At 63.2% G+C, this 26,816-nt stretch carries 31 protein-coding genes, 1 tRNA gene, 1 other RNA gene and 1 pseudogene; 20 read left to right on the plus strand and 14 right to left on the minus strand.

Annotated elements, in window-relative coordinates; genetic code table 11:
- Window positions 1-38: 38 nt before the first annotated feature.
- From carB to map, 3 genes are read left to right on the plus strand one after another with little or no spacing between them, the layout of a single operon-like run.
- Window positions 39-3,260, plus strand: coding sequence for a carbamoyl-phosphate synthase large subunit (gene carB / locus SVXhr_RS07130; RefSeq protein ID WP_275740773.1), 3,222 nt, complete (start codon window positions 39-41; stop codon window positions 3,258-3,260).
- 7 nt (window positions 3,261-3,267) lie between these two features.
- Window positions 3,268-3,789, plus strand: a complete 522-nt coding sequence (locus SVXhr_RS07135) for a hypothetical protein (RefSeq protein ID WP_275740775.1) — start codon at window positions 3,268-3,270, stop codon at window positions 3,787-3,789.
- A 58-nt stretch (window positions 3,790-3,847) separates the two neighbouring features.
- Window positions 3,848-4,744: a type II methionyl aminopeptidase gene (map, locus tag SVXhr_RS07140; protein ID WP_275740777.1), complete on the plus strand. Its 897-nt coding sequence runs from the start codon at window positions 3,848-3,850 to the stop codon at window positions 4,742-4,744.
- A 44-nt stretch (window positions 4,745-4,788) separates the two neighbouring features.
- On the opposite strand, the gene SVXhr_RS07145 is transcribed toward map, so the two are convergent.
- Complete coding sequence (locus SVXhr_RS07145; RefSeq protein ID WP_275740779.1) at window positions 4,789-4,989, minus strand: hypothetical protein; 201 nt, start codon at window positions 4,987-4,989, stop codon at window positions 4,789-4,791.
- Window positions 4,990-5,312: 323 nt separating this feature from the next.
- Here SVXhr_RS07145 and SVXhr_RS07150 point away from each other — a divergent pair, with 323 nt between their 5' ends.
- Window positions 5,313-5,855 carry an HIT domain-containing protein gene (locus SVXhr_RS07150; protein ID WP_275740780.1) on the plus strand — a complete coding sequence of 181 codons (543 nt, stop codon included), beginning with the start codon at window positions 5,313-5,315 and terminating at the stop codon, window positions 5,853-5,855.
- A 36-nt stretch (window positions 5,856-5,891) separates the two neighbouring features.
- Here SVXhr_RS07150 and SVXhr_RS07155 read toward each other — a convergent pair whose 3' ends face one another.
- On the minus strand, window positions 5,892-6,035 hold the full coding sequence (locus tag SVXhr_RS07155; RefSeq protein WP_275740782.1) for a hypothetical protein: 144 nt from the start codon (window positions 6,033-6,035) through the stop codon (window positions 5,892-5,894).
- A 121-nt stretch (window positions 6,036-6,156) separates the two neighbouring features.
- Here SVXhr_RS07155 and SVXhr_RS07160 point away from each other — a divergent pair, with 121 nt between their 5' ends.
- The 3 genes from SVXhr_RS07160 to SVXhr_RS07170 all read left to right on the plus strand — a co-directional run bounded on the left by SVXhr_RS07160 (window position 6,157) and on the right by SVXhr_RS07170 (window position 9,598).
- Window positions 6,157-7,098: a cation diffusion facilitator family transporter gene (locus SVXhr_RS07160; protein WP_275740784.1), complete on the plus strand. Its 942-nt coding sequence runs from the start codon at window positions 6,157-6,159 to the stop codon at window positions 7,096-7,098.
- 275 nt (window positions 7,099-7,373) lie between these two features.
- The gene (locus SVXhr_RS07165; protein WP_275740786.1) at window positions 7,374-8,141 is read left to right on the plus strand and encodes an SDR family oxidoreductase; all 768 of its coding nucleotides are present in this window, start codon (window positions 7,374-7,376) and stop codon (window positions 8,139-8,141) included.
- Between the two features lie 74 nt (window positions 8,142-8,215).
- Window positions 8,216-9,598 carry a phosphoglucomutase/phosphomannomutase family protein gene (locus SVXhr_RS07170; RefSeq protein WP_275740788.1) on the plus strand — a complete coding sequence of 461 codons (1,383 nt, stop codon included), beginning with the start codon at window positions 8,216-8,218 and terminating at the stop codon, window positions 9,596-9,598.
- Window positions 9,599-9,636: 38 nt separating this feature from the next.
- On the opposite strand, the gene SVXhr_RS07175 is transcribed toward SVXhr_RS07170, so the two are convergent.
- Window positions 9,637-10,083 carry a metal-dependent transcriptional regulator gene (locus tag SVXhr_RS07175; protein WP_275740790.1) on the minus strand — a complete coding sequence of 149 codons (447 nt, stop codon included), beginning with the start codon at window positions 10,081-10,083 and terminating at the stop codon, window positions 9,637-9,639.
- A gap of 170 nt (window positions 10,084-10,253) precedes the next feature.
- On the opposite strand from SVXhr_RS07175, the gene SVXhr_RS07180 reads away from it, so the two are divergent.
- The 3 genes from SVXhr_RS07180 (at window position 10,254) to SVXhr_RS07190 (ending at window position 12,862) form a co-directional block, all read left to right on the plus strand.
- The gene (locus SVXhr_RS07180; RefSeq protein WP_275740792.1) at window positions 10,254-11,243 is read left to right on the plus strand and encodes a 5-methyltetrahydropteroyltriglutamate--homocysteine methyltransferase; all 990 of its coding nucleotides are present in this window, start codon (window positions 10,254-10,256) and stop codon (window positions 11,241-11,243) included.
- On the plus strand, window positions 11,240-12,292 hold the full coding sequence (locus SVXhr_RS07185; RefSeq protein WP_275740794.1) for a methionine synthase: 1,053 nt from the start codon (window positions 11,240-11,242) through the stop codon (window positions 12,290-12,292). Before SVXhr_RS07180 ends, SVXhr_RS07185 begins: the two co-directional genes overlap by 4 nt.
- Window positions 12,293-12,421: 129 nt before the next feature.
- On the plus strand, window positions 12,422-12,862 hold the full coding sequence (locus SVXhr_RS07190) for a hypothetical protein (RefSeq protein WP_275740796.1): 441 nt from the start codon (window positions 12,422-12,424) through the stop codon (window positions 12,860-12,862).
- A 20-nt stretch (window positions 12,863-12,882) separates the two neighbouring features.
- Here SVXhr_RS07190 and SVXhr_RS07195 read toward each other — a convergent pair whose 3' ends face one another.
- A complete protein-coding gene (locus SVXhr_RS07195) occupies window positions 12,883-13,356 on the minus strand; it encodes an NUDIX domain-containing protein (RefSeq protein ID WP_275740797.1) in 474 nt (157 codons plus the stop codon).
- 80 nt (window positions 13,357-13,436) lie between these two features.
- Window positions 13,437-14,408, minus strand: a complete 972-nt coding sequence (locus SVXhr_RS07200) for a transcription initiation factor IIB (RefSeq protein WP_275740799.1) — start codon at window positions 14,406-14,408, stop codon at window positions 13,437-13,439.
- 170 nt (window positions 14,409-14,578) lie between these two features.
- Here SVXhr_RS07200 and gatC point away from each other — a divergent pair, with 170 nt between their 5' ends.
- The 3 genes from gatC (at window position 14,579) to SVXhr_RS07215 (ending at window position 16,920) form a co-directional block, all read left to right on the plus strand.
- Window positions 14,579-14,857 carry an Asp-tRNA(Asn)/Glu-tRNA(Gln) amidotransferase subunit GatC gene (gene gatC, locus SVXhr_RS07205; protein ID WP_275740801.1) on the plus strand — a complete coding sequence of 93 codons (279 nt, stop codon included), beginning with the start codon at window positions 14,579-14,581 and terminating at the stop codon, window positions 14,855-14,857.
- Entirely contained in the window at window positions 14,854-16,164 is a 1,311-nt protein-coding gene (gene gatA, locus SVXhr_RS07210; protein WP_275740802.1) for an Asp-tRNA(Asn)/Glu-tRNA(Gln) amidotransferase subunit GatA, read from the plus strand. The genes gatC and gatA overlap by 4 nt, the downstream gene beginning before the upstream one ends.
- A 120-nt stretch (window positions 16,165-16,284) precedes the next feature.
- Window positions 16,285-16,920: a hypothetical protein gene (locus SVXhr_RS07215; RefSeq protein ID WP_275740804.1), complete on the plus strand. Its 636-nt coding sequence runs from the start codon at window positions 16,285-16,287 to the stop codon at window positions 16,918-16,920.
- Between the two features lies 1 nt (window position 16,921).
- On the opposite strand, the gene SVXhr_RS07220 is transcribed toward SVXhr_RS07215, so the two are convergent.
- Complete coding sequence (locus tag SVXhr_RS07220; RefSeq protein ID WP_275740807.1) at window positions 16,922-18,031, minus strand: glycosyltransferase; 1,110 nt, start codon at window positions 18,029-18,031, stop codon at window positions 16,922-16,924.
- A gap of 97 nt (window positions 18,032-18,128) precedes the next feature.
- Here SVXhr_RS07220 and SVXhr_RS07225 point away from each other — a divergent pair, with 97 nt between their 5' ends.
- The 3 genes from SVXhr_RS07225 (at window position 18,129) to SVXhr_RS07235 (ending at window position 19,657) form a co-directional block, all read left to right on the plus strand.
- Complete coding sequence (locus tag SVXhr_RS07225) at window positions 18,129-18,422, plus strand: ribonuclease P protein component 4 (RefSeq protein WP_275740810.1); 294 nt, start codon at window positions 18,129-18,131, stop codon at window positions 18,420-18,422.
- A gap of 96 nt (window positions 18,423-18,518) precedes the next feature.
- A complete protein-coding gene (locus SVXhr_RS07230) occupies window positions 18,519-18,767 on the plus strand; it encodes a YhbY family RNA-binding protein (protein WP_275740812.1) in 249 nt (82 codons plus the stop codon).
- Complete coding sequence (locus tag SVXhr_RS07235; protein ID WP_275740814.1) at window positions 18,764-19,657, plus strand: mechanosensitive ion channel family protein; 894 nt, start codon at window positions 18,764-18,766, stop codon at window positions 19,655-19,657. Before SVXhr_RS07230 ends, SVXhr_RS07235 begins: the two co-directional genes overlap by 4 nt.
- Window positions 19,658-19,692: 35 nt before the next feature.
- On the opposite strand, the gene SVXhr_RS07240 is transcribed toward SVXhr_RS07235, so the two are convergent.
- From SVXhr_RS07240 to SVXhr_RS07250, 3 genes are all read right to left on the minus strand, one after another.
- Complete coding sequence (locus SVXhr_RS07240; RefSeq protein WP_275740815.1) at window positions 19,693-20,709, minus strand: SGNH/GDSL hydrolase family protein; 1,017 nt, start codon at window positions 20,707-20,709, stop codon at window positions 19,693-19,695.
- Window positions 20,710-20,830: 121 nt separating this feature from the next.
- Window positions 20,831-21,143: signal recognition particle sRNA (gene ffs, locus SVXhr_RS07245), an RNA gene on the minus strand.
- Between the two features lie 62 nt (window positions 21,144-21,205).
- The gene (locus tag SVXhr_RS07250) at window positions 21,206-21,589 is read right to left on the minus strand and encodes a hypothetical protein (RefSeq protein WP_275740817.1); all 384 of its coding nucleotides are present in this window, start codon (window positions 21,587-21,589) and stop codon (window positions 21,206-21,208) included.
- An 89-nt stretch (window positions 21,590-21,678) separates the two neighbouring features.
- Here SVXhr_RS07250 and SVXhr_RS07255 point away from each other — a divergent pair, with 89 nt between their 5' ends.
- Window positions 21,679-22,017 (plus strand): DUF5798 family protein, encoded by a 339-nt coding sequence (locus tag SVXhr_RS07255; protein ID WP_275740819.1) that lies wholly within the window; start codon window positions 21,679-21,681, stop codon window positions 22,015-22,017.
- A gap of 58 nt (window positions 22,018-22,075) precedes the next feature.
- On the opposite strand, the gene SVXhr_RS07260 is transcribed toward SVXhr_RS07255, so the two are convergent.
- The gene (locus SVXhr_RS07260; RefSeq protein WP_275740821.1) at window positions 22,076-22,489 is read right to left on the minus strand and encodes a CoA-binding protein; all 414 of its coding nucleotides are present in this window, start codon (window positions 22,487-22,489) and stop codon (window positions 22,076-22,078) included.
- Between the two features lie 134 nt (window positions 22,490-22,623).
- On the opposite strand from SVXhr_RS07260, the gene SVXhr_RS07265 reads away from it, so the two are divergent.
- Window positions 22,624-22,698, plus strand: a tRNA-Arg gene (locus tag SVXhr_RS07265).
- A gap of 354 nt (window positions 22,699-23,052) precedes the next feature.
- Here the strand turns inward: SVXhr_RS07265 and SVXhr_RS07270 are convergent.
- On the minus strand, window positions 23,053-23,283 hold the full coding sequence (locus SVXhr_RS07270) for a hypothetical protein (RefSeq protein ID WP_275740823.1): 231 nt from the start codon (window positions 23,281-23,283) through the stop codon (window positions 23,053-23,055).
- Window positions 23,284-23,542: 259 nt separating this feature from the next.
- Between SVXhr_RS07270 and SVXhr_RS07275 the strand changes: the two genes are divergently transcribed.
- Window positions 23,543-23,728, plus strand: coding sequence for a TIGR00366 family protein (locus tag SVXhr_RS07275; RefSeq protein WP_275740825.1), 186 nt, complete (start codon window positions 23,543-23,545; stop codon window positions 23,726-23,728).
- Window positions 23,729-23,887: 159 nt separating this feature from the next.
- A complete protein-coding gene (locus SVXhr_RS07280) occupies window positions 23,888-24,406 on the plus strand; it encodes a DUF21 domain-containing protein (protein ID WP_275740827.1) in 519 nt (172 codons plus the stop codon).
- A gap of 6 nt (window positions 24,407-24,412) precedes the next feature.
- On the opposite strand, the pseudogene SVXhr_RS14645 reads toward SVXhr_RS07280, so the two are convergent.
- From SVXhr_RS14645 to SVXhr_RS07290, 3 genes and pseudogenes are all read right to left on the minus strand, one after another.
- Window positions 24,413-24,611: pseudogene (locus tag SVXhr_RS14645) on the minus strand (MFS transporter); the annotation flags it as partial.
- 57 nt (window positions 24,612-24,668) lie between these two features.
- Window positions 24,669-25,544, minus strand: a complete 876-nt coding sequence (locus SVXhr_RS07285) for an SDR family NAD(P)-dependent oxidoreductase (RefSeq protein ID WP_275740829.1) — start codon at window positions 25,542-25,544, stop codon at window positions 24,669-24,671.
- Window positions 25,545-25,612: 68 nt separating this feature from the next.
- Window positions 25,613-26,650 (minus strand): FAD-binding oxidoreductase, encoded by a 1,038-nt coding sequence (locus tag SVXhr_RS07290; RefSeq protein WP_275740831.1) that lies wholly within the window; start codon window positions 26,648-26,650, stop codon window positions 25,613-25,615.
- Between the last annotated feature and the right edge of the window lie 166 nt (window positions 26,651-26,816).

Here is a 26,816-nt window from a genome sequence, read left to right on the forward strand (position 1 = left end):
CGCCGGGTTTATTACGATGAGCGAACTCCGAATGCACAATGACAGCTGAGGACCAACCGACGATTCTGCTGATCGGGAGCGGCCCGATCAAGATCGGCCAGGCCGCGGAGTTCGACTACTCCGGCGCACAGGCGTGTCGCGCGCTCCAGGAAGAGGGCGCGCGTGTCGTCCTGGTCAACTCGAACCCGGCGACGATCATGACCGACCCGGAGATGGCCGACAAGGTCTATCTCGAACCCATCAACACGGAGGCCATCGCCGAGATCATCCGCAAGGAACAGCCCGACGGCGTCATCGCCGGGCTTGGCGGCCAGACCGGCCTGAACGTGACCGCTGAGCTTGCTGAAGAGGGAGTCCTCGACGAGCACGATGTCGACGTCATGGGCACCCCCCTGGACACCATCTACGCGACGGAGGATCGCGAGCAGTTCCGAAAGCGCATGGAGAAGATCGACGAGCCGGTCCCCGCCTCGACGACGATCAAGAGCATGGACGAGGTCGAGGCAGCCGTCGAGGAAGTCGGCGGGCTCCCCGTCATCATGCGGACGACCTATACGCTCGGTGGGCAGGGTTCGGGCGTCATCGACGACATGGACGAACTCAAGGAAGCCACACGCAAGGGGCTGCGGCTCTCCCGGGACGACCGCGTGATGATCACCGAGTCCATCGACGGCTGGATCGAACTGGAGTACGAGGTGATGCGCGACGCCGACGACTCGTGTATCATCATCTGCAACATGGAAAATCTCGATCCGATGGGGATCCACACCGGGGAGTCGATGGTCGTCACGCCCTCTCAGGTCATCCCCGACGAGGGCCACCAGGAGATGCGCGACACGGCGCTGAAAGTGATCCGGGAACTCGAGATCCACGGCGGCTGTAACATCCAGTTCGCCTGGCGCGACGACGGGTCGCCCGGCGGCGAGTACCGCGTCGTCGAGGTCAACCCTCGCGTCTCTCGCTCGTCGGCACTCGCATCGAAAGCGACGGGCTACCCGATCGCCCGCGTGACCGCGAAGGTCGCGATGGGCAAGCGCCTCCACGAAATCGAAAACGAGATCACCGGCGAGACCACCGCGGCCTTCGAACCGGCCATCGACTACGTCGTCACGAAAGTTCCCAGGTGGCCGATCGACAAGTTCCAGGACGTCGACTTCGAACTCGGCCCGGCGATGAAGTCGACCGGCGAGGCGATGTCCATCGGCCGGACCTTCGAGGAGTCACTGCTGAAGGCGCTGCGCTCGACGGAGTACGATCCGGCGGTCAACTGGGCCGAGATTGACGACGACGACCTCGAATCGGAGTATCTCGTCCGCCCGTCGCCCGATCGGCCCTACGCGATGTTCGAGGCCTTCGAACGCGGCTATTCGGTCCAAGAGGTCTCGGAACTGACCGAAATCCGCGAATGGTACGTCGAGCGCTACAAGCGGATCGCCGACGCCGCCGAGGCTGCCAGCGCAGGCGAACTCGACGTCGCAGCCGAGGCCGGGTTCACCAACCACGAGGTCGCGACGCTCGCCAGCGGCGGGGCCTTCGAGGACACCCACGCCTCCTGGCTGCCGGATCGCCTGCTCGACGAGCGGGGTGTGGTCAGCGACGACAGTGAAGCGACGCCACAGACCGACGGCGGCGGCGTTTCCGTCGCGGACGTCGAAGACGCCGCGCCGGCCCGGTCGTTCAAACAGGTCGACACCTGTGCCGGCGAGTTCGAGGCCTCGACGCCGTACTACTACTCCGCGCGGGAACCCCTCTCGGGACTCGAACGTAACGAAGTCCAGGTCGATCCGGATATCGAGAGCGTCGTGGTCGTCGGCGGCGGCCCGATCCGGATCGGGCAGGGCGTCGAGTTCGACTACTGTTCGGTCCACGCCGTCCGGGCCCTGGAAGAGATCGGCATCGACGCCCACGTCGTCAACAACAACCCCGAGACGGTCTCGACGGACTACGACACCTCGGATGGCCTGTTCTTCGAGCCGATCACCGCCGAAGAGGTCGCCGACGTGGTCGAGGAGACCGGAGCCGACGGCGTGATGGTCCAGTTCGGCGGTCAGACGTCGGTCGACATCGGCCATCCCCTGGAGGCCGAACTCGATCGCCGCGGCCTCGACGCCGAGATCATGGGAACCTCGGTGGACGCGATGGACTTAGCGGAGGATCGTGACCGGTTCAATCGACTCATGGACGACCTCGGTATCGCCCAGGCGGAGGGTGGCACGGCGACCAGCGAGACCGAAGCGCTCGAACTCGCGCGTGACATCGGCTACCCGGTGCTCGTCCGGCCGAGCTACGTGCTCGGCGGGCGTGCGATGGAGGTCGTCTACAACGACGACGACCTCAAGACGTACATCGAGGAGGCCGTCCGGGTGAGTCCGGACAAGCCCATCCTCGTCGACGACTTCCTCGCGGACGCCATCGAACTCGACGTCGACGCCGTGGCCGACGGCGAGGATATTCTCATCGGCGGCATCATGGAACACGTCGAGACCGCCGGCGTCCACTCCGGCGACTCGGCGTGTATGATCCCGCCCCGCAGCGGCGAGATCGAGGACGTCATGCCCCGGATCCGCGAGGTGACCGAACAGATCGCCGGCGCCTTAGAGACGGTCGGGTTGATGAACGTTCAGCTCGCGGTCCGGGACGGCGAGGTGTACGTCCTCGAAGCGAACCCGCGCTCCTCCCGGACGGTCCCGTTCGTCTCGAAGGCGACGGGCGTCCCGATCGCCAAGATCGCCGCCAAGGTGATGGCCGGTGCGGACCTCGACGAACTGGCGGTTACCGAACAACAGCCCGAGCAGGTCAGTGTCAAGGAAGTCGTGCTTCCGTTCGACCGGCTTCCCGGTTCGGACCCGCGTCTCGGCCCCGAGATGAAATCCACGGGCGAGGTCATGGGCACCGCTGGCAGCTTCGGGAAGGCCTACCAGAAGGCCCAGATGGCAGTCGACAAGCCGATTCCCCTGGCGGGAACCGCGATCGTCGATCTGCCGATCGTCGGCTTCGAGGAGCACTTCGAGACGCGTTCGCTCGATGACTACGAGTCACAGGAAGCCGTCGAGGCCGCCCTGCGCGACGGCGAGATCGACCTCGTCGTTTCGCGGAACCGAGACGTACTCGAAGTATGCGTCGAGGAATCGATCACGTATTTCTCGACGATCGCAAGCGGCAAGGCCGCCCTGGAGGCCATCGAGTCGGACGACCAGCCGCTGTCGGTCCAGGACATCGCAACGCGGCCGAAAACGACTCGGAAGTGGGGCGGAAACTAGCGGGCACATGGATCCCAGCGAACAGGCACTGGCATCGCTGCTCGATGAGGGTGAGTCCCTCGAAGAGACCTGGACAGTCGATACGATCTCCCGGGGCTTCGAGTTGGCCGCCCCCGGACTCGGCAGCCGAGAGACACTTGGCTTGACCGGCAAGCGGCTCGTCTGGCTCGACGAGGAGTTCGAAACGGTCGACCTCGAGGCCGTCGAATCGGTCGAAACGAATGCTGTCAGCCAGTCACCCACGTCGATCCTCATCGTGGTCGGGGTGTTGGGGATCGTGCTCGGGACGATCGTGACGCCGCTTCTCTGGGTATTTACCTCACTCTCGATGGAACTAACGCTTGCACCGCTGGTGGTTGGGTTGCTCGCGCTCGTCCTGGGTGTTGTCGGCACCCGTCTCTGGGACCGCGAGGATGCCGAGCAACAGCATTATCTCGACGTGAAGACCATGACGGAGACGATCCAGATCTACGCCACGGAAGCGACTGTCGAGACGATCACCGAACGCATTCGATCCGAGACCGAGTGAGCCCCGGCGGCTCCCAGCGACCGGCAAACACTTGCCCCCCTCGGTCGATAGGGAGAGTATGAGCGACGTGGATCTTTCGGCCGAGAAGTACGAGAAACACAGACAGGCAGGAGAGATCTTGGCAGAAGTACGCGACGAGGCCGCCGATCGCGTCGAAGTCGGTGTGAGCCATCTCGAAATCGCCGAGTGGGCCGAAGACCGCATCCGGGAACTGGGCGGGAAACCGGCGTTTCCGGTCAACATCAGTATCGATGAGGAGGCTGCGCACGCGACTCCCGGCATCGACGACGAGGCGACCTTCGGCGAGGAATTGATCAACCTCGACATCGGCGTCAGCATCGACGGGTGGCTCGCGGACACGGCCGTTACAGTCGACCTGTCGGGCCACGCCGAACTCACGGAGGCCTCTGCCGAAGCTCTCGAGGCAGCCCTCGAGATCGTCGAACCGGGCGTCGAGACTGGCGAGATCGGCCGCGTCGTCGAGGAGACCATCGACGGGTACGGCTTCAACCCGGTCGTCAACCTCACCGGCCACGGACTCGGCCAGTACGAACAGCACACCGAACCCAACATCCCGAACCGGGCGGTCTCCCAGAGCGCGACGCTGTCGGCCGGCGACGTCGTCGCCATCGAACCGTTCGCCACCGACGGGGCCGGCAAGGTCCGGGAGGGCAGCGACGAGGAGATCTTCGCACTCGACCGGGAGGGGTCGGTTCGCGACCGGCGTGCGCGCCAGGCGCTCGAACAGATCACCGAGGAGTTCAAGACCCTGCCCTTCGCAACGCGGTGGCTCGACGTCAAACGGCCGTCGATGGCACTCAAACGCCTGAAGCGCAACGACATCGTTCACGGCTATCCCGTCCTCAAGGAGGAAGATGGAAAATACGTCAGCCAGAAGGAACACACGATCATCGTGACCGAGGACGGGTGTGAGGTCACGACCCGGAGCCGGTAGGTCGCCGCGAGACGGACGAGTACAGTCGGCCGAGCGGGGAGTCCTCAGGCGTCGTTCATCCGGCGTTCGGTTCGCTGCCCGCAGGATCGACAGACAGACACCCGATACGGTTCCCGGGAGTAGGCGGCGTTGTCCGAGGCCTCGTTTTCGGTCAGCAACGTGATCGAGACGTCGTGTGGGTGTTCGCCACGACAGGAGGAGCAGTACTCGACGCGGGTATTTGTCGCCTGATTGGCGGTCGCCATAGAGGAGAGAAGTCGGCAGGTACCTTTTAATTGGAGAGTCGTTCGTACTGTTCAGCGGCTGTCGGGGGACCAATTTGGCTGTCACGGCCCAAAATCTTCCTACCGCGGCTATTGAGCGTTCTACGCTCGTTTCATGGGATAAAAACAGTCCGAAAACGGCCGATAGATATTTATATTTGGGTTAACGAAGCGAGGTCGCTTCTAATTTTGAGACCGTCAACCGCAACCGATCGAATCCGTCTCCGCTCAATTCGGTATTTCGACGCGAGTCGACGATACTCCCCTCGGAAGCTTCTTTGGACCCCAGCGGCGAGTGTCCCAGCATGGATCAGGTCTTCGCCCCATGGCGCATCGAGTGGGTCGAACGCGCGGAGAAGAACCCCGACGTCGAGGAGTGCGTCTTCTGTGAACTCCCCGCGTGGGACGACGATCGGGACCACCGCCTCCTCGCCGAGAACGACCACGCCTACGTTCTTCTCAACAACTACCCGTACAATCCCGGTCACGCGATGGTGATCCCGCGCGCACACGCCGGGGCCTACGGCGACCTCGACGACGCACAACTCCTGGATCACGCCCACCTCAAACAGCGGACGATCGACGCCATGGACGACGCCTTCGACCCCGACGGCTACAACGTCGGGCTGAATCTCGGCGGTAGCGCGGCCGGCGGGTCGATCGACGACCACCTCCACACCCACGTCGTCCCGCGCTGGTCGGGCGACAACAACTTCATGGCGGTGATCTCCGACACGAAAGTCATCGTCGAGGCACTTGAGGACTCTTACGACCGCCTCCACGACGCCTTCGCCGATCAACCCGGGGCAACCGTCTCCGATCCGGACGACGCCGTCTCCTTTTCGTGATCCGATTCGCCCGACAGCGATTCACGCCGCTGTCGATCACAGTCCCTGGTCGGTGAACCGACCCTCTTGCTCGTAGATGGTCACCAACTCCGTGAGGAACTCCTCGATCGTTTCGTCGTCTTCGAGATGTGGCTCGATCCGTTCGACCAGTTCGTCGTCGAGCTCGATCGTGTGTGGCATTATATACCGTACATACTATTGACTCTTATAGATGCCGACCGGGTGGCTAACGGCTGTCAGTCAGTCTTGCCCGGATGCAAACACGAAGTCACTTTAGGCCCGGATCACCAACTCACGATCGATGACTCGTCGCAGGACGCTTCGACGCGTCGGTCTGTTGTTGTTCGGAGCGAACCTGGCACTCTTCCTGTCAAAAGGCGTGGTCGCCGTCGAGACGGGGAGTCTCGCCGTCCAGTCCGAAGCGATCAACAGTCTCGCCGACACCGTGTATTCGCTGGTGATCGTCGGCGGGCTGTACCTCACGACGCGGCCGCCCGACTTCGAGCATCCCCATGGCCACGAACGGATCGAGCCGTTCGTCTCGTTGTTCGTTGCGGCCGGTATCTTCCTGGCCGGCGGCGCGGTGATCTACCAGTCCGGAACGGCTTTGCTTGCCGGTGACATCGAACCGTTACGGAGTCCAGCCGCCGTCGGCATCCTCGTGCTCACCATCGCCGCGAAACTCGCGCTCTATCGATACTGTCTGACTGTCGGGCGAACCTGGCAGTCCCCGGCACTGGTCGCGACGGCTCTCGATAATCGAAACGACGTGCTGACAGCCGGGGCTGCACTGGTCGGCGTCATCGGGGCAGCCGTCGGGGCACCGATTCTCGACCCGCTCGCTGCACTCGTGGTGGCCCTCGGGATCCTCCATACCGGCGTCGAGGTCGTCCGGGACAACGTCAACTACCTCGTCGGCGCGGCCCCGCCTGACGAACTCCGCAAAGAAATCCTCCAGACGGCGCTGGACCATCCGGACGTCGAGGGTGCCCACGATGTGATCGCCCATTATGTCGGTCCGGAAATCGACGTCAGCCTTCACGTCGAGGTCGAAGGCGATCGAACGCTCCGGGAGGCCCACGACATCGAATCGGCCGTCGTCACATCCGTCGAAGCCCTCCCGCAAGTCGACGACGCGTTCGTCCACGTCGATCCGCGGGAACTCGGCGAGTGGAAGGCTGACGAGGAGGTCGAGCAGTTCGTGGATCCAACGCCCGACGATGGCGAGACAGATTCGAAATGAGTGGATAGCTACACGAGGCCGCGGGATACGCTGACACGAAACCACCACACTCAGTGCCTACCGTCCGTTCTGCGGTTCGATACGGGCGGACGGTGTTGACGCGGAGGCCGATATTGAGGACATCTGGGCGTATAAATCGATATGCGGCGTTGTTCTGTCTATATAATTCTATATATGCGGGCATGTGCTGGGTATATTCATACGTTTGGCCGTTCTTTCGGGGAATTTGGCACAAGCCTTTTGGTGTATATCGCCGAAAATTCATACGGAGTAGTATGGCATTACTCGATAATACGGTCACCGTGGTCACCGGCGGTTCGAGTGGTATCGGTCGGAATATCTGTGAGACGTTTGCGTCGGAAGGCGCGTCAGTAGTGAACGCTGATATCCGAGAGGAACCCCGGGAAGGTGGAGTCCCCACCCACGAGATGGTGACTGAAGCGTACGGCGTCGCGGCGACGTTCGTCGAGTGTGACGTCTCGGAGAGGGCCGACTTGGAAGCCGTTGCCGACGCGGCTGAGGATCTCGGTGGGCTCGACGTCTGGGTCAACAATGCCGGGATCTTCCGCGGTGAGGAGTTCACCGAGGTCACGGAAGCGGAGTACGATCAGTTGATGGACATCAACGTCAAGGGGACGTTCTTCGGTGCCCAGGTCGCCATCGAGCGAATGGTCGAGGACGGCGGCGGGAGCCTGATCAACCTCTCCAGCGTGGCCGGCTTGGAGGGGTCGGGTGACTTCGTCACGTACTGCTCGTCGAAGGGGGCCGTCAGACTGATGACCTACTCGCTGGCGGACAAGTACGGGCCGGACGGCGTCCGCGTCAACGCCATTCACCCGGGCGTCATCGAGACGGAGATGGTAACCGACGACGTGCCGATCATCGGCGGCGAGAGCGAGGACGCGTTCCGCCAGCAAATCCCCTCTCGACGGTTCGGCAAGCCGGAAGACATCGGCAACGCAGCGCTCTTTCTCGCCAGCGACATGAGCGACTACGTCAACGGGGAGTCACTGGTCGTCGATGGCGGCCAGACGAACACCTGACGGGTTCCATCCGCCGCGTCGGGTGCCGAACCGCGGACCAGCCGTTTTTTAGGGACCGCGAGATTGGTGAGTACATGGACGAGGCGATCGAGTTCGGTACTGACGGCTGGCGCGCAGAGCTTTCGGAGTTTACCACACCACGGGTTCGAATGGTCGCACAGGGGATCGCGGACTATCTCCGTGAGGAGGCCGACCGCGCGGGCCATACCGTGGCTGTCGGCTACGACGCCCGGGAAACGTCACCAGGGTTCGCGGCGGACGTGACGGAAGTGCTGACGTCGAACGGGTTCAACGTGCTCCTTTCGGAGCGGGACTGCCCGACGCCGGTGACAGCGTATACAATCGTCAACCAGAACCTCGCAGGGGCAGTTGCGATCACGGCCTCGCATAACCCGCCGGAGTACAACGGCATCAAGTTCATCCCGGACGACGGTGCGCCCGCACTCCCGGAAGTGACCGAGGCGATCGAATCCCATCTGCGTGAGCCTGATCCGTTACCGGCCGAAGAGCACGGTGTCTATCGCGAAGACGATTTCATCGAACCGTATCAGGAGAATGCGTTCATGCTGACGAACGCCAATCTGAATGACCTGACAGTTGTCTACGACGCGATGCACGGGAGTGGCCGCGGCGTGACCGACGAGCTGCTCGAACTGGCCGGAGCGGATGTCCACAAGCGGCGTTGTGAGTACGATCCGACGTTCGGCGGTTCCTCACCCGAACCATCCGCTGAAAACCTCGAGGGACTCGTTGAAGCCGTCGAGGAACACGACGCGGATATCGGCATCGCCAACGACGGCGACGCGGACCGGATCGCCGTAGTTACGCCCGAACGCGGCTTCCTCAACGAGAATCTCTTTTTCGCCGCGCTGTACGATTATCTGCTCGAATACAACGACGGCCCGGCGGTTCGATCCGTCTCGACGACGTTCCTGATCGACCGGATCGCCGAAGCCCACGGTGAGGAAGTTTACGAGACGCCGGTCGGGTTCAAGTGGGTCGCCCAGGCGATGGGAGAACACGACGCGCTGATCGGCGGCGAGGAGAGCGGCGGGTTCTCGATCCGTGATCACGTCCGCGAGAAGGACGGTGTGTTGATCGGACTGCTCGCCGCGGTGATGACAGCCGAACGCCCGATCGACGAGCGAGTCGACGACATTCTCGACACCCACGGCGAGATCTACCAGGATCGACGGAGCATCGACTGCCCGGACGCTCGCAAGGAACCCGTCGTCGCGGCACTCGACTCACAACTTCCCGACACCGTCGCCGGCGTCGCCGTCGAACGCGTCAACGACGCTGACGGGTTCAAGATCCTGTTAGAAGACGGCTCGTGGCTGCTCGTTCGACCCAGCGGGACCGAGCCGAAACTTCGAGTCTACGCCGAATCGGACAGTCAGGAACGGATCGAAACGTTGCTGGCTGCGGGCGTCGACCTGGTCGAGCCGCTGGTCTGACGACGCACTTCGGCTTACCGGGTGGGGCCTCGCGGACGTCAGGCTTCGACGTCGAGATGGCGGCAGTGTTTTGCCTCGGCATCGTAGCAGTCCGGACACTCGGGCCGTCGCTCGACGTACCGGGTTAACCGGGCTGCGACGTCGTCGCTAAGGGCGTGTTCGAGCCGGCAGGCCTCGTCATGGAACCCCTCAGTCACGTCCAACCCCTCGACGAGGAACCGCTCGATCAGGCAGTGTTTGGCGAGGAGATCCCTGGCCTGTTCTGCCCCGGCCTCGGTGAGTTCAGCGCCGCGTCGCTTCTGATATTCGAGGAGGCCCTGATCTTGCAGCCGCGAGAGCATCTGCGTGACACTGGGTGGTGAGACGCCGAGTCGATCGGCGATGGCCCCGGTCCGGGCCGGATCACCGTCCCGCGAGAGGAGGTAGATCTCCTTGAGATACATTTCCACGCTCTCGCTCGTGGCGGACTCGCTGTGGTGACTCACAATTACCAGTATTACATGACGAGCCAAGAAATACTCACCGCTCCCCACAACCACGTTACTCGAGGGCGGCCCACAGTATCGCTCAGGTTCGACCGATTCACGGCTATATTACTACTGGACATTTTCATGAATAGGAAATATTAAGCCTCGTCATTTCCTACCCCGGTGTAATGACACAGGTGGTAGCTACCACGACCGGACTGTATCCCCTTCCGGACTGGGCGAAAGACGAACTGGCGAACCTGAAAGGCCACCAGCGAAGCGATCTGATCGATGGCGAGGAAGGGCCGGAGATCACCTCGGCGTACGATCAGGCGCGCGAGGACGTCATCGAGGCCCAACAGGCTGCGGGACTCGACCGGGTTGTCGAAGGACAACTCCGATGGGACGACATGCTCGCCCACCCGCTTTCGGTCCACGATGCCGTCGAGACCCGCGGGATCGTCCGGTATTACGACAACAACAACTTCTATCGCGAGCCTGTCGTCGAAGGCGAACTCACGTTCGACGGCGACGTCGGTGCGGAACTCGACGCGGCAGCCGAACTTGCCGAGGAAGGACTGCAAGCAGTGCTTCCCGGCCCGTACTCCCTGGCTGACCTGGCCACCGACGAGTACTACGGCGACGAGGCTGCCTTCCTCGACGCGATCGCGGACTTCCTCGCCGAGGAGACCGGATCCTTCCCGGATGTCGAGACGCTGTTCCTGCTCGAACCGTCCCTCGTAACCGACCCGCCGGCTGACGGTGGCGAGCACGCCAGCGAGGCGATCGACACGGTCGCGGACGCGATCGACGCCGACGTCGTCGTCCAGACGTACTGGGGCGCACTCGAGGAGAAAGTCCACGCGTATCTGCTGGACGCTGGGATCGACGCCGTCGGCTACGATCTCGTTTCCGATCACGAGCAGGCCATCCACAACGTCAACGAGTACGGGACGACCGACGACGTGGCGCTGGGGCTGGTCGACGGCCAGAACACACTCGTCGAGACGCCCGCGGAGATCCGCGAACGCATCGAGTGGTTCCTCGGCGAGACGACCAACGACTTCGAGACGATCTATGCGACGCCGAACACCGAGTTGCTGTATCTGCCCGACAACAAGTTCGAGGCCAAACTCGACGCACTGGCCGCAGCCACAACGGAGGCGATCGACCAATGAGCGACACACGCGAACAGTTCCGACCGGACGACCACGACAACGACCACTTCCTGCTGACGACCGTCGTCGGCTCCTACCCGAAGCCGGAATGGCACGATCGCGCCCGGGAACTGTTCGAGGCCGAAGACACCGGCTTCGACGAGGACGACTGGGAAGAATCCAAAGACGATGCCTCCCGCGTCATCACCCACGAGCACGAACGCGCGGGCATCGACGTCGTCACCGACGGCGAAATGCGGCGCAACGAGATGGTCGAGTACTTCGCCCACCGGATCGACGGTTACGAGTTCAACGGCCGCGTGAAGGTCTGGGGCCACAATTACTTCGACAAGCCAAGCGTCGTCGAACCGGTCGAGTACGATCAGCAATGGCTCGTCGAGGAGTTCAAGTTCACCGACGAGGTCGCCGACGTGCCGGTGAAGGTTCCGATCACCGGGCCCTACACCCTCGCATCCTGGAGTTTCAACGAGGCCTACGACTCGGAGGCCGAACTCGCCTACGACCTCGCGGACCTCGTCAACGAAGAGATCGAGGCCTTGGTCGAGGCCGGCGCGCGATACATCCAGATCGACGAACCCGCGCTGGCAACGACACCCGACGATCACGCGATCGTGGGAGAGGCGCTTGAACACATCGTTGAAGACGTACCCGACGACGTTCGCCTCGGACTCCACGTCTGTTACGGTGATTACTCGCGGATCTACCCCGAGATCCTGGAGTTCCCCGTCGAGGAGTTCGACCTCGAACTCGCCAACGGCGACTTCGAGCAGATCGACGTGTTCAAAGAACACGAGTTCACCAAGGACTTCGCACTGGGGGTCGTCGACGTTCACGACACCGAGGTCGAATCCGTCGCCGAGATCAAGGAAAACATCAAGAAAGGACTAGAAGTCGTCCCGCCCGAGCGACTGACCGTCTCGCCGGACTGCGGCGTGAAACTCCTGCCCCGTGAGGTCGCCTACGAAAAGATGGCCAATCTCACGACTGCCGCCCGCGAGGTCGAAGCCGAACTCGACGCCGGTGAAATCGACGTCCCCGCGGGGGAGTAGCGCGATACTCCGCCCCGAAAGCGACCGATCTTGTCTGTGCATGCAAACCCAATCGGGAGTATCGCTTTCGAAATATTGTGGTGAGCCGATAGATTGAATACTGGTCCGATAAATTACTTTTCCATTGCCATGACTGATCGAGATCCGAGCACCGGCCATGATTCCGGTGGACACGGCCCCCGACACGTCGGGGGCGCGTTCCTCGCGGTTCTCGCCGTGCTCGTGGTCGCGGGTGTGGGTAACGTCTCACCACGGACGGTCGGGGTTGTCGCCCTCGCTTCCGGCGTCCTGCTGCTCGCGGCGTCGCTGCGACGGCGGGCCGTTCGACCCTGGGGGGCCTGGACGCTGGTGGCCGGGGTGTTCCTCACCTTCCAAGTCGCCCTCGACGACCGCGGCGTGTGGCGCGCGGCGATCGGCCTCGGCGTGATCGGGCTGGGATATCTCCTCGCCGAAACGGCGCCCGTCCGACGGATCGAGGCCCGCATCGACGAGCGGGTCGACCCGTACGTCGAGGCTGCGGGAACTCGGCTCGGCCGCTGGCTCGCACCCCTCCTGTCCAGACTGAGTTAGGACGGGAACGGGGGACCGGATTATTCCGCTTCGACCGTCTCGATCGCCCGCTTGCCGATCTCGATCACGTCACTCGGGAGTCGGTCGCTCGCCGCGTCGAGGTCGGCCGGCGAGAACCACTCCCAGGCGTCGGCGGGCGCTTCGCCATCCCCGGGCTCAATATTTCGGCTGTCGGCTTCGCCATAGAAAATGAAGTCGACGTGCTGGTGGCCGACCTCGCCGTCGTGGACGTTGATGTCCTCAAGCAGGAAATGCTGGGGCTGGGGGATGCTCTCGACGGTCGTCGAAGTAATGTCCTCTTGTGGTGCGAGGAGGGAGACATCGAAGCCGAGTTCCTCACGGGTTTCCCGCTTCGCCGCAACGTGGGGGAGTTCGTCGCGGTCGATGTGCCCGCCGGGCGGGAGCCACATGTCCAATTTCTCGTGATCGTGTAGGGCTGTCTCGCCGTCGTGGACGACGTACACCGTCGCGACGAAATGACGCGTCGTTTCCATGGACGCTTTCGAGAACGGGCCGGAGTTGAACCTGCCGAAACTGGCGAAGGGCGAAAATCAGACTGACTAGCTGACGGTCCTCAGGCCGTCCGGATGTCCTGTTTGGCTTCCAGCAGTTCGTGATACCGGTTGCGGATCGTAACCTCGGAGATGTTCGCGACCTCGCTGACCTCGTTTTGGGTCACCTTCTCGTTGGCAAGCAACGAGGCCGCGTAGATCGCAGCAGCGGCGAGGCCGACCGGGCTCTTCCCGGAGTGGACGCCCTCCTGCTTTGCGTTCTCTAGGAGATCACGGGCGTGTCGCTCGGCTTCCTCCGTGAGTTCGAGATCCGAGGCGAACCGCGGGACGTAACTCGTCGGGTCCGCGGGCTTGACTTCCAGTTTCAGTTCGCGGACGACGTATCGATACGTCCGGGCGACTTCGTCTTTTTCGACCCGCGAGACGTTGTCGATCTCGTCGAGACTGCGGGGGTTGCCGGCCTGTCGGGCGGCGGCGTACAACGACGCCGTCGAGACACCCTCGATGGAGCGGCCGGGCAGGAGATTCTCGTCCAGCGCGCGGCGATAGATGACGCTTGCCGTCTCCCGAACGTTTTCGGGCAGACCGAGCGCCGAGGCCATGCGGTCGATTTCGCCGAGTGCCTGCTTGAGATTACGCTCTTTCGAATCGCGGGTGCGGAAGCGCTCGTTCCAGGTGCGCAACCGCTGCATTTTCTCGCGCTGGCGGCTGGACAGCGAATTCCCGTAGGCGTCTTTGTCCTGCCAGCCGATGTTGGTCGAGAGCCCCTTGTCGTGCATCATGTTCGTCGTGGGTGCGCCGACACGGGACTTTTCGTCTTTTTCCGCAGCGTCGAAGGCCCGCCACTCCGGGCCGGGATCGATTTCGTCCTCTTCGACGACGAGGCCACACTCGCCACAGACGGTCTCGCCGCGCTCGGAATCCGTTACCAGGTTGCCACCACACTCCGGACAGACCTGTGTCTCGGTCTCCTCATCGGTGGTAGTCTCGTGCTGATTCGCTCGCTCGTGGCTTCTGAGGGTCGTATCTGACATTGGTCAATTACGTAACGGGCACGATGCCCGGAGAACGCCATCACTCGATTCACTGTATTTTCTCTGAGAACTTAAATTCTTTGGTCAGCCAAAACCTTGGTTTTGCGGAAGGATAAACGGATCCCGGGGGTTTCGAAACCCTTAGTGGCAATCCCGCACTGAGCACAGCCATGAGCGAATCGGCCGTCGATCCTGATGAGGTCGAACACGTCGCGGACCTCGCGCGAGTGAATCTGGATGACAACGAGCGCGAGCGATTCACCGAACAGTTCGCCGATATCCTCTCCTCGTTCGAGACGCTCGACGAGGTCCCCGAAGTCGACCCCGAGACCGAATTGACCAACGTCATGCGTCCCGACGAGGTCGAGGCGAGTCTCGACCAAGACAGGGCACTCGAAAACGCGCCGGAAACCGAGGACGGCTTCTTCAAAGGGCCACGTGTCTCATGAGCTACAACGCCTACATTACCGAGGAGACGATTTCCGGCGACGGGGACACCGATGGTCCACTCGCCGGCCGGACCGTCGCCGTCAAGGACAACATCTCGACGGACGGCGTCCGGACCACTGCCGGTTCGGCGATGCTCGCCGAATACGTTCCACCCTATGACGCGACCGTCGTCGAGCGACTCAAGGAGGCGGGCGCGACGATCCCCGGGAAGACCAACATGGACGAGTTCGGGATGGGGACAACGACGGAGACCTCCGCCTTCGGACCAACCGAAAATCCTGCCGCCGAGGACCACGTTCCCGGCGGGTCCTCGGGTGGCTCGGCTGCCGCCGTCGCCGCCGGCGAGGCCGATCTCGCGCTGGGCAGCGACACGGGGGGATCGGTCCGGTGTCCGGCCGCATTCACGGGCACTGTCGGTATCAAACCCACCTACGGGCTGGTCTCCCGATACGGCCTGATCGCCTACGCCAACTCACTGGAGCAGATCGGTCCCATCGCGCCCACCGTCGAAGAAGCGGCCGAACTGCTCGAAGTCATCGCCGCTCCCGACGAAAACGACGCCACGACGCGAGTCGCCCACCAGCAGATCGGCGGCCCCGAGCCCGAGGACATGCGCGAGTACGCCTTCGCCGACGCCGCGGACGGCGACGTCGACGGGCTTGAGATCGGGGTTCCCACGGAACTGCTCGACGGTGCCGACGAGGACGTCGTCGAGACGTTCTGGGACGCCATCGACGAGCTGGAATCGCAGGGTGCGAGCTACCACGAGGTCGACCTTCCCTCCGTCGAGCACGCTGTCGAAGCCTACTACGTCATCGCGATGAGCGAGGCGTCCTCGAACCTCGCGCGCTTCGACGGCGTGCGATACGGTCCGGCACCCGACTACGAGGGTAACTGGAACGAGGAGTACGCGAAGGTTCGCGAGGAGGGCTTCGGCGAGGAGGTCAAGCGCCGCATTCTGCTCGGCACCTACGCGCTCTCCGCTGGATACCACGACAAGTACTACAAGAAAGCCCAGGACGCCCGCGCATGGGTCAAGCAGGACTTCGACGACGCCCTCGAAGACGCCGATGTCCTCGCGTCGCCGACGATGCCCGTCCCGCCGATGGAGCGCGGCGAGAGCCTGGACGATCCGCTCACGATGTACCTCGCCGACGCCAACACGACGCCGGTCAACCTCGCGAACCTGCCCGCCATCTCGGTGCCCGCGGGCGAGACGAGCGACGGCCTGCCGGTCGGCCTTCAGTTGATCGGTCCCGCCTTCGGCGAACGGACGATTATCCGGGCCGGCAGTGCGCTGGCGTAGAACACAGACGAGTCCCGGATGGGACAGCGTTCCGGTAAACGCAGTTTCTGACGGCAGTGGCGGCACTCATTCTCACGGACTGGCACAAAGCATTTACCGAATAAATGTGGGCCTGGTGATGTGAAGCGGCGATCAGTCATCACCGGGGCCGTGGCAGGCCTGGCTGCCGTTGGCGGCATCGGGACAGCAGTCCTGGGTTTAGAGGCCAGCGAGGAGGGGAGACAACCGGACGAGCAAAACGGAACAGCCACGCCGACGGGCGACGCGTCGACCGGTGACCAGTCGGCCACACCGGCGCGGACGCCGGCGGATCGTGTTGAACATGGACAGGAGTCGGAGTCAGCAGGTGAAGCGAACCAAACGGACACGGTTGAGTCAGATCGGATCAACGCCGGCGCGTCGATCTGTCTCCACCCCGGTGAATCCAGGGACAAGACGCTCATGGTGGATGTCGCCGAATCCTCGTTCGTTTCGGTCAGGACGAATCTCGTCACTGAGCATATCGAGGCGACGGTGACGAGGATCGATCCGTCGCCGAACGCGACACTGGAGTCGGACCCGCCAGTCTGGAGTTGGGGCCGGGATAGGACGGTCTCGATTTCGTATACCGTGTCCGTCAGCGACGATATCGAGCCGGGAACCTACACCGTCCCGGTGTCCATCAGAGAAGAGCTAACCCTGGAAGGGGATTCGCCTGAGCGTCGAGCTGACGTCCACATTGCTGTCAGGTCACCTGACGCGGACTGTCGCCCGTAATTCACAGCAGGTCCCGATAAACGTCTTCCAGCGTGTCGACGGCGTTCTCGATGCTGATCGCCTCCCGGCTGTCGAGACATGCCTCGCCGAGTTCCCCGCGTTCCGAAAGCACGCGCTCGATTGCCTCCCGGAAGGCCCCGATGTCTCCTTGGGGATACGTGTAGCCGGTGACGCCGTCCTCGATAGTGACTGAGAGTGCGCCGCTGTCGACGCCGGCGACTGGCGTCCCGCAGGCGTTGGCCTCCAGGGCGACCAGCCCTTGCGTCTCGACCGGGCTCGGGAATGCGAAAGCGTCCAGAATGGAGTAAAACGCGGGCAACTCCTCGCGCGGCAGGAAACCGAGGAACCGCACGTCCACGTCGGCCGCGGCGGCCCGGGATTCGAGGTCCTCGCGAGCGGGGCCGTCGCCGCCGAAGACGACCGTGACGTCCATGCCGTCGGTGGCGGCGACGATGTCCGGCAGACACTTCTCGTAGCCGTGGCGGCCGGTGTACCCGACGATCGGCCGGTCCTCGGGCAGGTCGTATCGATCACGGAAGTCGGCCGTCTCGACGGGCTTGAACCGCTCGATGTCGACGCCGTTCGAGACTACCTCGACGGGCGTTGACACGCCAACCGATTCACGGACGTGCTCGCGTGTCCGCTCGCTCGGTGTGACTACGACGTCGGCGCGATCGAAGAACCACCGCTCGTAGCTCTGGGCCGTCTTGCGGATCGTCCGCTCGACGCGATCACCAAGCGAGACGTACGACGCGTACTCGCTGGTCGGCGTATGATATGAGGCGACCAGCGGGAGATCCTGTGAACGTGCAACTCGCTTTGCACTCATTCCCAGCCCGAAAGGCGTGTGAGCGTGGACGAGGTCCATCTCGCCAACTTCGTCCGGGACCTGCGGGACACCGATCCGGAATCCCTCGTAGAACGGAAACGGCAGGCTCCGGACCGGATACTCCCGATCGTCGGGGTCGTAGTCGTCGGCGGCGGGGTAGATAATCGGCATATCACCGCCACGACGGTGCCAGGCGTCGCGCCAGGACTGGACCGTGTAGGTGACGCCGTTGACCGTCGGGAGATAGGTGTCGGTGAACGCGGCGACGGACGGCAGACTCATGCTGACCGTGGATTCGGCGACGAGTGATTAATGCGTTGTGTCTTGTTTCGACGGCGGATCGACATCCCTAACCCCCACACACCGTTATTGCATGCTAATGAGTGATGACGCAGCCATCGCCAGAGAGCGGATTCAGCGGCTGCACGAAGCAGCCCGCGAGGCTGCCCGTTCAGGAAATGACCAACGGGCTCGAAGCCACGTTCGCCGGGCGAAACGTATCGCCCAGCGCCATCGGTTGTCACTACCCGACCGGTTCGATCGATTCACGTGTGCGGACTGTGGGGCGTACTTGCTTCCCGGTCGATCGGCCCGCGTCCGCACGCAGAACGGCCACGTCGTGATTAGCTGTGACTGTGGTAGCCACGCTCGCTATCCCTACGACGACCAGTAGCCGATCGTTCGTCAACGACATTTTCTGCGCCGCTGTGGTGGCTCAACCCCGGTCCAGTGCCGAAGCTTCAAACAGTCTGGGGACGAACAACGGGGTATGAGTGACGTGACACCCGAAAACGCGATGCATGACCTGGACGTGACGGTCTGGGTCGGCAAAAAGGGGCTCGACGCGGTCGTCGACGAACTCGGTGATCAGTTGCACGAACGCGGCCTGGTCAAGGTCAAGTTCTTACGTGCGGCTCGATCCGAGGGCGAACCGGCGACGCTCGCCGCGGAGCTTGCCGAGCGGACGAACGCAACGGTCGTGGACACACGCGGCCACACAACTGTTCTCAAACGATGAGCTCGATCACGTTCGTGCCACTGGTGGGCGTCATCAGTGATCTGCTTGCCGAACAGAACGTCCCGTATGCGGGGGCGATCGGCTCGACGATCACGTTCGTCCTCGTGCTCGGGCTGGTGTCGCTTCTCGGTCGTGCCACAGTCCAGCCCATCGTCCGACGTGGCCTGCGATCACGTGGCGTGGACAAACACGCATCGATACCGATTCTGAAGCTCACGCGGGGCCTGATCGTCTTCGTTGCCGTCGCCGTCGCCTTCCAGATGGCCGGGTTCGGCAACTTCCTCACGTCGCTGGCGACCATCGCCGCCGCCGCGACGCTCGCCATCGGCTTCGCGATGCAGGACGTCATCGCGAACTTCGTCGCCGGCGTGTTCATCTTCACCGACAAACCGTTCCGAATCGGCGACTGGATCGAATGGGACGACCACTCCGGGGTCGTCGAGGACATCAGCCTCCGGGTGACCCGGATCCGCACGTTCGACAACGAACTGCTCACCGTCCCCAACTCCCACTTGACCGACGGCGTCATCAAAAACCCCGTCGCCAAAGACGAGCTTCGGATGAAGTTCACCTTCGGCATCGGGTACGACGACGACATCGACGCGGCGACTGAGATCATCATCGAGGAGGCCGAGGCACACGACGAGATCCTCGACGATCCTGAACCCTCCGTTCGACTCGTCGAACTTGGCGATTCCTCTGTGGGTCTGCAATCGCGGATCTGGATCGACAATCCAAGCCGGTCGGACTTCGTGAAGATCCGCGCTGAATACGTCAAGACTGTCAAGGAGCGCTTCGACGAGGCCGACATCAACATCCCGTACCCCAACCGCACGATCGGTGGTGAACTCGAACTCGCGGGCTCCGGTCCTCTCGCTACCGAGGAGTAAACGGCGTCCGCAAACGATCTGGGACAACGCGAGAATTATTTTCGGCGTTCGTCGAGGCGCGGTGCCAGCCCCGCCGCGATGGAACGCATCCCCTCGTCAGCAGGATGGAGGATGTCCCAGGTGAGTTCCGATGCGTCGAGAAGCTCCGTGCCGTCGACAAGGGAGACATTTTGGTGCGGTGAGTCTTCGACGACAGTTCCCAAGGCACTCCGGAACGCTTCGGCGCGCGCCGGATCGCCCGATTCGGTGACGTCGGCGAAGTACGGGAACAGCGTCACACAAACGACCGGTTTCTCGGGATGGGCTTGTGCGATGGTATTGACGAAGTACTCGGCGCGCTCGCGGAACTCGGCCCTCGTGAACTCGGCGTTCGCCATGTTGACCGACAGCGCCAGCGTCGCAACGTCCCAATCCTCGCGATCGGCGATGTACTCGGCCATCGCGGGGTCCGCGTACGCCGACCCGGAACAGCCGAGGTTCACCACATCGTAGTCATTCAGCCGGGCGAGCTGAGAGACGAAACTCAAGTGTGCCGCAGAAGCTTTCGCCCCCTCGGTGATCGAGGTGCCGTACGCGAGATACCGCCGGTCCGGGAGTTCCGCGGCCGTCGGCGGACGACAGTGCCCGGAGACGTCGTGGAGTGCGACGGGGACGAACCGCTCGAAGGCAATCCGGCAGACGCGCGGATCGAATCGGCCCTCGTCGACGCTGTCATCGAGTTCAGCCAATCGCTCGGGCACACCGAGCGTGAACGTCTTCGGCGTCGAATCGATCGCCTTGGCCTCCCACGGCTGAAACGACCCCCAGAAGATCCGAAGCTCCGCTCGCTCGGGAGCCGAGAGCGTGATCTCGATCTCCTCGGTGTCTTCTTCGGGGACGAACCGAATCTCGCTGTGCGTGGGATGGCGAACTCTGTGACGTGCCTCCTCGTTCAGGTCACTTCTGACTGATTCCGGGACGCGAGACAGTCGATCGCCCTGAGTTGTCCATTCCGCGTTCTCCAACTCCGCGACGTTGTGCAGCGAAACGGACGGGTACTTCTCCGTGGACATTGGGACACAGTGTGATCGATAGGGGCGAATAAATCCCTGGCTATTTCGATCGCGTGACGGCGATCCAACGGGATGGAGTTTTGGGACCCATCGCTCACGGATTGCTGAATCGGTATGAATGGAGTGGACGCCCGGGATGGCCCGGCGTTCGAGCGTGGGGAATCCCGCGTGCCTCCTCCACCCCGCGACCCTGCGAGCGGCAGGTGTCCGGGGGTCCGCTGCTCGCTTCCGCGCCTGGCGGATTGCCCCCGGTTAACGACACCGGCACGCCCCTGCAGGCGATTCAGCGTCGACCGCTACCCCCGCAGGACGAGGCTTCGACGTTGGCTAACGGGGCCCGCGCCCGTCTGCACGGACGCCCCCGGGGTTTGGCCCCCGCTGAAGACCATAGCGCGGGGAAAGAGCGGGGCCTAACCGCCCGGCCTAGTCCAGTTTACTCTTCCTCACTAACCCATAAGGGCCTTTCGGCTCGTGGATTTGCTGGCGAAACGACCGCTCACCAGATTCCCAATTCGCGAGCGTACCAGATCGCCGTGATCGGGATCGCGACCGCCGTCCCGGCGAGTGCATACCGGTGGAGCCAGGTGATCGAGAGGACGTCCGTTCGGGCGGTCACGAGCCAGAGAACGACGATCGCTGCGATCAGGATACCAAGCGCCAGTGCGACACCGGCTGCCAATGGCGGATCCGTGCGGTCTTCCCGACCCGCGGCGAAGACGATCACCGTGACCAGGGCAAATAACCCACCAAAGAGAGGGTTCAGCGCCCCTGACGTATAGTACGTGCTCACCGATCCAGCGCGGAACGGAAACACCAACGCGCCCAGAAACGACAGACACGCGAGGATCCCGACGGCTGGCGCGAGACGCATTCGGTTCATAGCAGGCAGTCCGACCGCCGGTATCTTAACACCGACGCTCGTCGATCCCCACCGAAAAGCGCACAAATCCCGAGTCGCAATTGCTGGGCATGGGATTCGGAGACACGGCCAAAAAACTGCAGAAAGTCACCAGTGCGGCAGAGGATCTCTACGAAAAGATGAACCAACTCCGCGGGCAAGTCCAGTCACTCCGCGAGGAGGTCGCGACCACGAGCGAGCAAGTCGACGAGATCGAGACTGATCTCGCCGAACAACGCGCTCTGATCGAAGCCATCGCCGAGAGCCAGGGCCTCGACGTCGAGACCGTGATCGCAGATGCCGACATCGACGCCGTCGAAGAGGGTGCGGAGGTCACCGACAAAGCAGGCGACACTGATGGGAACAGGAGTGAGGCAGCCGATGTCGACGCCGAAACCAGTGACGCCTAATCAGTGAACGCCACCACCTGGCAAGTGATGCTGGGCATCGATTCGGGCCCCGGACGGATCACCCGAGCAGCCGCTGGTGTTCGACCTTCATACACCGGTCCTGAACGAATTGGCGACCCGCAGCTTCCGCCTTTCGCGCGCTCTCGTCGTGGGTGATCCCCTCCTGAAGCCAGATCACGGCGTCGTCCTCGCGGTCGAGTGCACTCTCGACGATATCGGGGACTTCCTCGCCCGGGCGGAACACGTTGACGACGTCGACCTCGTCGGGGACGGCCAAGAGGGAGTCGTACGCATCACGGCCGAAGATGGTTTCGGCGAAGGGATTGACGGGGATCACGTCGTAGCCCGCTTCCAACAGGTACTTCGGGATATCGTGAGCGGCCTTGCCGGGTGTCGATGAGCAACCCACAACTGCGATTGTCTCGCTCGTTTCGAGGATCTCGGCCATTAGCTCGTCGTCAGTGACAGGCATTGGGAATATTATGGGCATAGTATGGAAAAGCGTGGCGCAATCTGGGAAATGAGGTGGGGTCGCCGGGACGGATAGAGACATTTTTTACAGTGGGTACGTTTTGGGGTAATGCGAAGGGTCGGCCACGGCTCCGTGGGCGCTTAGCTCAGCCTGGACAGAGTACTTGGCTTCGGACCAAGCTGTCGGGGGTTCAAATCCCTCAGCGCCCGTAGCATTTTGCTGCGAACAATCCGTTAGCAGCAAATGCGCCACCTGTGGGATTTGAGTAGAGAACACGCAGCACCGAGCGAAGCGAGGTGACCGTGTTCGCGTAGTTCAAATCCCTCAGCGCCCGCTTGCTATCGCTCGCACGAACGCGATCGACCTGTTCGAAATACAGAGTAGTTGAACCCCGTTCGATGAACGGCTACGGGGACCGGAATGGGAAGTATGCGCACCAATCGACCGCGACAGAGAGTTCGGCACGGATGGAAAGACCTCGCGGTTGCGTGGACCGGTCTGTCCAACCGGGGTGTCCAAACCTCACGACAGACGCAACCACTTGAACCGGTATCGGTGATTCTTCACTCCCCAGCGAGGCCGGTCAGCGGCGACGCGCCGCCGATGATCGCGGCAGCCGAAATGATCGCCGCCGACAACGTCACGAAGCCGGCGTCCGGTGACAGTCCCGCCAGCCCCGCGCCGGCGTCCACGATGAACATCGTCACGAAGAAGCTCAATATTGCGAACACCAACAGTACCAGGGCCGCGATGAGACTCGCGACCAGGCCGCCGAACGAATCGAGTATTGCCATTGGAATTTTCACTCCATCAATGTAGTCAGCCCGCGGACAGATAAATGGCCGTGCTCCGCTCGGCGGAATGCTTTTTACAGAACGTCTATCCTTTGATAGCATACGCCGATGTCCCTGCTCGATCCGATACGGCGGACTGGGGAGTGGTTCTCCGAATGGTCGTTGCGATACATTCCGGACCCATACACGATCGCAATAATACTCACGTTCCTGACGTTTCTGGGGGGCGCTCGCCGCTGGGACGGGCCCGCGGGCGACCATGGAGGGGTGGGTCGACGGCGTCTGGACGCTGCTGCCGTTCATGGCGACGCTGTCGGTCATGCTGATGGCCGGCGACGCCATCGCCAAGTCGCCGGCGCTGATGATGACCGACGTCTCGCTGATCCCGGCGTCCTGGCCCGCCGAGTTACGGGAAGTCATCCCGCTGGTCGAGACGATCGGCTGACCCGGAACCTCGACTGGCACACGAAGCTCGATCGGGATCCGCAATTCATCGAGACGCTGATCGAGGACGGACGGGAGTCGGCCCGGAGGTTCCTGTCGGACCGCGACGCCGGCTGACCGGCCGGCCAACGCTCTTGAGTGTGCGGAGGGATGGGTCCGTATGAGCGTCCTCTCGACACTGGTTCCATCGGTCGTCGCCGTCGCCATCCTGCTGGGCGTCAGCGCCTTTTTCTCCAGCAGCGAATCGGCGCTGTTCTCGCTACCCGAGGAGTGGATTCAGGCCACCGCGGCCGACGAGTCGGCGGCGAGTCTGACACTGCAGGAGTTACGCGGGAACCCACACCGGCTGCTGGTCACGCTGCTGGTCGGCAACAACCTCGTCAACATCGCGATCACGAGCATCGTCACGCTCCTGGTCGCGACGTACGTCCCGCCCGGGATCACGGTCGTGCTTTCGACGCTGGCGACGACCGTCCTCATCCTCGTCTTCGGCGAGATCGTCCCGAAGTCCTACGGACTCGGACACGCCGAAGCCTGGAGTCTGCGGGTCTCGCGCCCGATCGCCGCCGTCGAATGGATCCTGGGCCCGCTCGTCACGGTGTTCGACAGGGGGACGCGGTCGCTGACTGGCCTGCTCGGCGGCGATCAGGGGATCGAGGAGACGTACCTGGAGGACTGACACGTCACGCCGGCGGTCGACACGGTCGGCAAGTCGGCCGAACAGAATCGATCCCGGGCCCCCGACGATCGCGGCCGTCGAGGCCAACACGCCGAGCTGGACCGGCGACGCGCCCAGTTCGACGATGTACCGCGGCACGAGAAGCGAGGCACCTCCCGAACGCCACGGAGCCCAGTCCCCATGGATACAGCCAGCGATCTCTCATGTGGTGACGGCTCCGCGTGCGGCCGTCACGAGGGGGATCGACCCGCGTCGTCGCTCGTCAGTACGTCAGACTCATCCCACCCTCGTGGGTCATGTCGCCCCCGTTGAGGTGCCTGCTGTGTTCCGAACACCCCATCACGAAGAGGTTCGCGACCTCGTAGGGCTCCATCATCTCCTTGACGCGGGTGCGTTCGAGCATGACGTTCTCGACGACCTCCTTGACGGTCATTCCGCGTCGGTCGGCGGTGTCGGGGAGTTGCTTCGCGACGAGTGCGGTCTTGACGTAGGCCGTACTGACCGAAAAGGCCCGGACCTGCCCCTCGCCCTCGGCGGCGATCGACTGGGTCAGTCCACGGAGGCCGAACTTGATGGTGTTGTAGGCCACTTTGTCCCGGGTGACGATGTGACCGTGGACCGAGCACATGTTGCCCACGACGCCGCGGCCGTCGTCGTTCGCCCTGAAGTGCGGGAGACAGTGTTTGCTCAGCACGAGCGGCGCGCGCTGCATCACGTCGTGCATCAGGTCGTACTTCTCGATCGGGAACGCCTCGATGGGGGCGACGGTCTGGATCCCCGCGTTGTTGATCAGGTACCGGAGCGATCCGTGCTCGCCCGCCCGATCGACGATCCGTTCGAGCGCGTCGTCGTCGGCCAGGTCCCCGGCGACGGTGACGACTTCCCCCGGGAGATCCATGGCAGCCGCTTTTGATCGCGTGTCCGCGAGTCCCGCTTCGTCCCGGTCAGTGGCGACAACGGTCAGGCCGTTCGCCGCGAACGCGTGGGCGGTCGCGCGCCCGATCCCCGCCCCGCCACCCGTGACGATGGCGACGTTCTCGGGCGCGTAGTTCGGATCGTCGATCTCCAGGAAATCCGCCCGAGTCGTCTCGCTGGGCCCGTACTTCTCCAGGGCTTCGTCGGCAGTCATGTCAGCCATGGTGTTTTCGACGGGTGCGGAACAGATAATAGCTCGTCCGCCACCGGCGAGTGAACGCTCCGGCTCCGCTACCCGAACCCTTCGGCTTCGATCCGGGTTTGGGGGACACCGAGCTCTTCGACCACCCTGACGAGTCCATACACCATCGCGTTGATTCCGCAGGCGTAGACGTCCATGGTGGACGGATCGAGTCGGGCATCGACACCAGACCGCGGTCGTTTCCGGAGCCAGCCTTCGAGCGGCTTGCCGAGCCCTGCCGTCACGACCGACGGATCGACATGTTTGAGCAGGCTGTGCTGGACGAACTCCGTCTCCCCGTCCCAGTCGGCCAGTAGCGGCTCGAAGACGAGACACGGCACGAAGTGAAAGTTCTCGTGCGTTCGATCGAGTTCGCGGAGCTCCTCGCGGTATGGCAGATCGTCGTCCCAGTCGGCCCCGAGGAACAGCCAGATGTCACGCTTCTCCCCGGCATACTCATCGCGCCCAGTCTCGAAGATGTAGTCGATCATGCTCTTCAGCGGGGCGACACCCGTGCCGGTCGCGACGAACACCGTGTCCCGCGGCGAGTGATCGCCGAGGACGAGTTCGCCGTACGGGCCGCGGATGGTGACCGAATCGCCGGGTGAGAGGTCGTCACAGATCCGCGGCGACAGCCGGCCGCCCGGGACGCGCCGGACACAGATCTCGAGGTCCTCGCGCGTCGGCGAGCCCGACAGCGAGTAGGCCCGTGGGATGCCGTCGTACTGAAAGCCGACGTACTGTCCCGCGACGAAATCTACGTCCTCGTCGGTCTCGAACCGGACGCGCGTGAGCATCGGCGTCGGTCGATGATAGCGCCTCGACAACGTCGTCACGGTTCGAGCCACGTCCGCATGCCCGTCCTCGACAAGCCGTTCGGACAACTTGTCCCACGTTTCTGGATCGTCGAGCGAACCGTACGTACCTCCGAGCCCTGCCGTTTCGAGTTGTCGGGTGACGGCGTCCTCGACGTCCGAGCGGCGGTCGGCGTCCATCGCGACGACATCGGTGATCCGGGCCAACTCGGTCACCAGCGGGAGGTCCGCGATGGAATCGTGCTGTGACGCATGTTCACGAACGCCTGTCATTTCGATAAGGATACAGCCCGACGTCGAAAGTCCTTGTGCCTCGATGGCGGAAATCCGACATCCCCCGGGCAAGTGGGCAGTGTGGGCCACCGGCGGAACGCCTACCGCCAAATGACGCCGTTGGACGACCGGCGAGCCATCGCTTCACTCATGCCCGGATGGATGG

The sequence above is a fragment of the Halorhabdus sp. SVX81 genome (genome assembly GCF_029207715.1).
Taxonomy (GTDB): Archaea; Halobacteriota; Halobacteria; order Halobacteriales; family Haloarculaceae; genus Halorhabdus.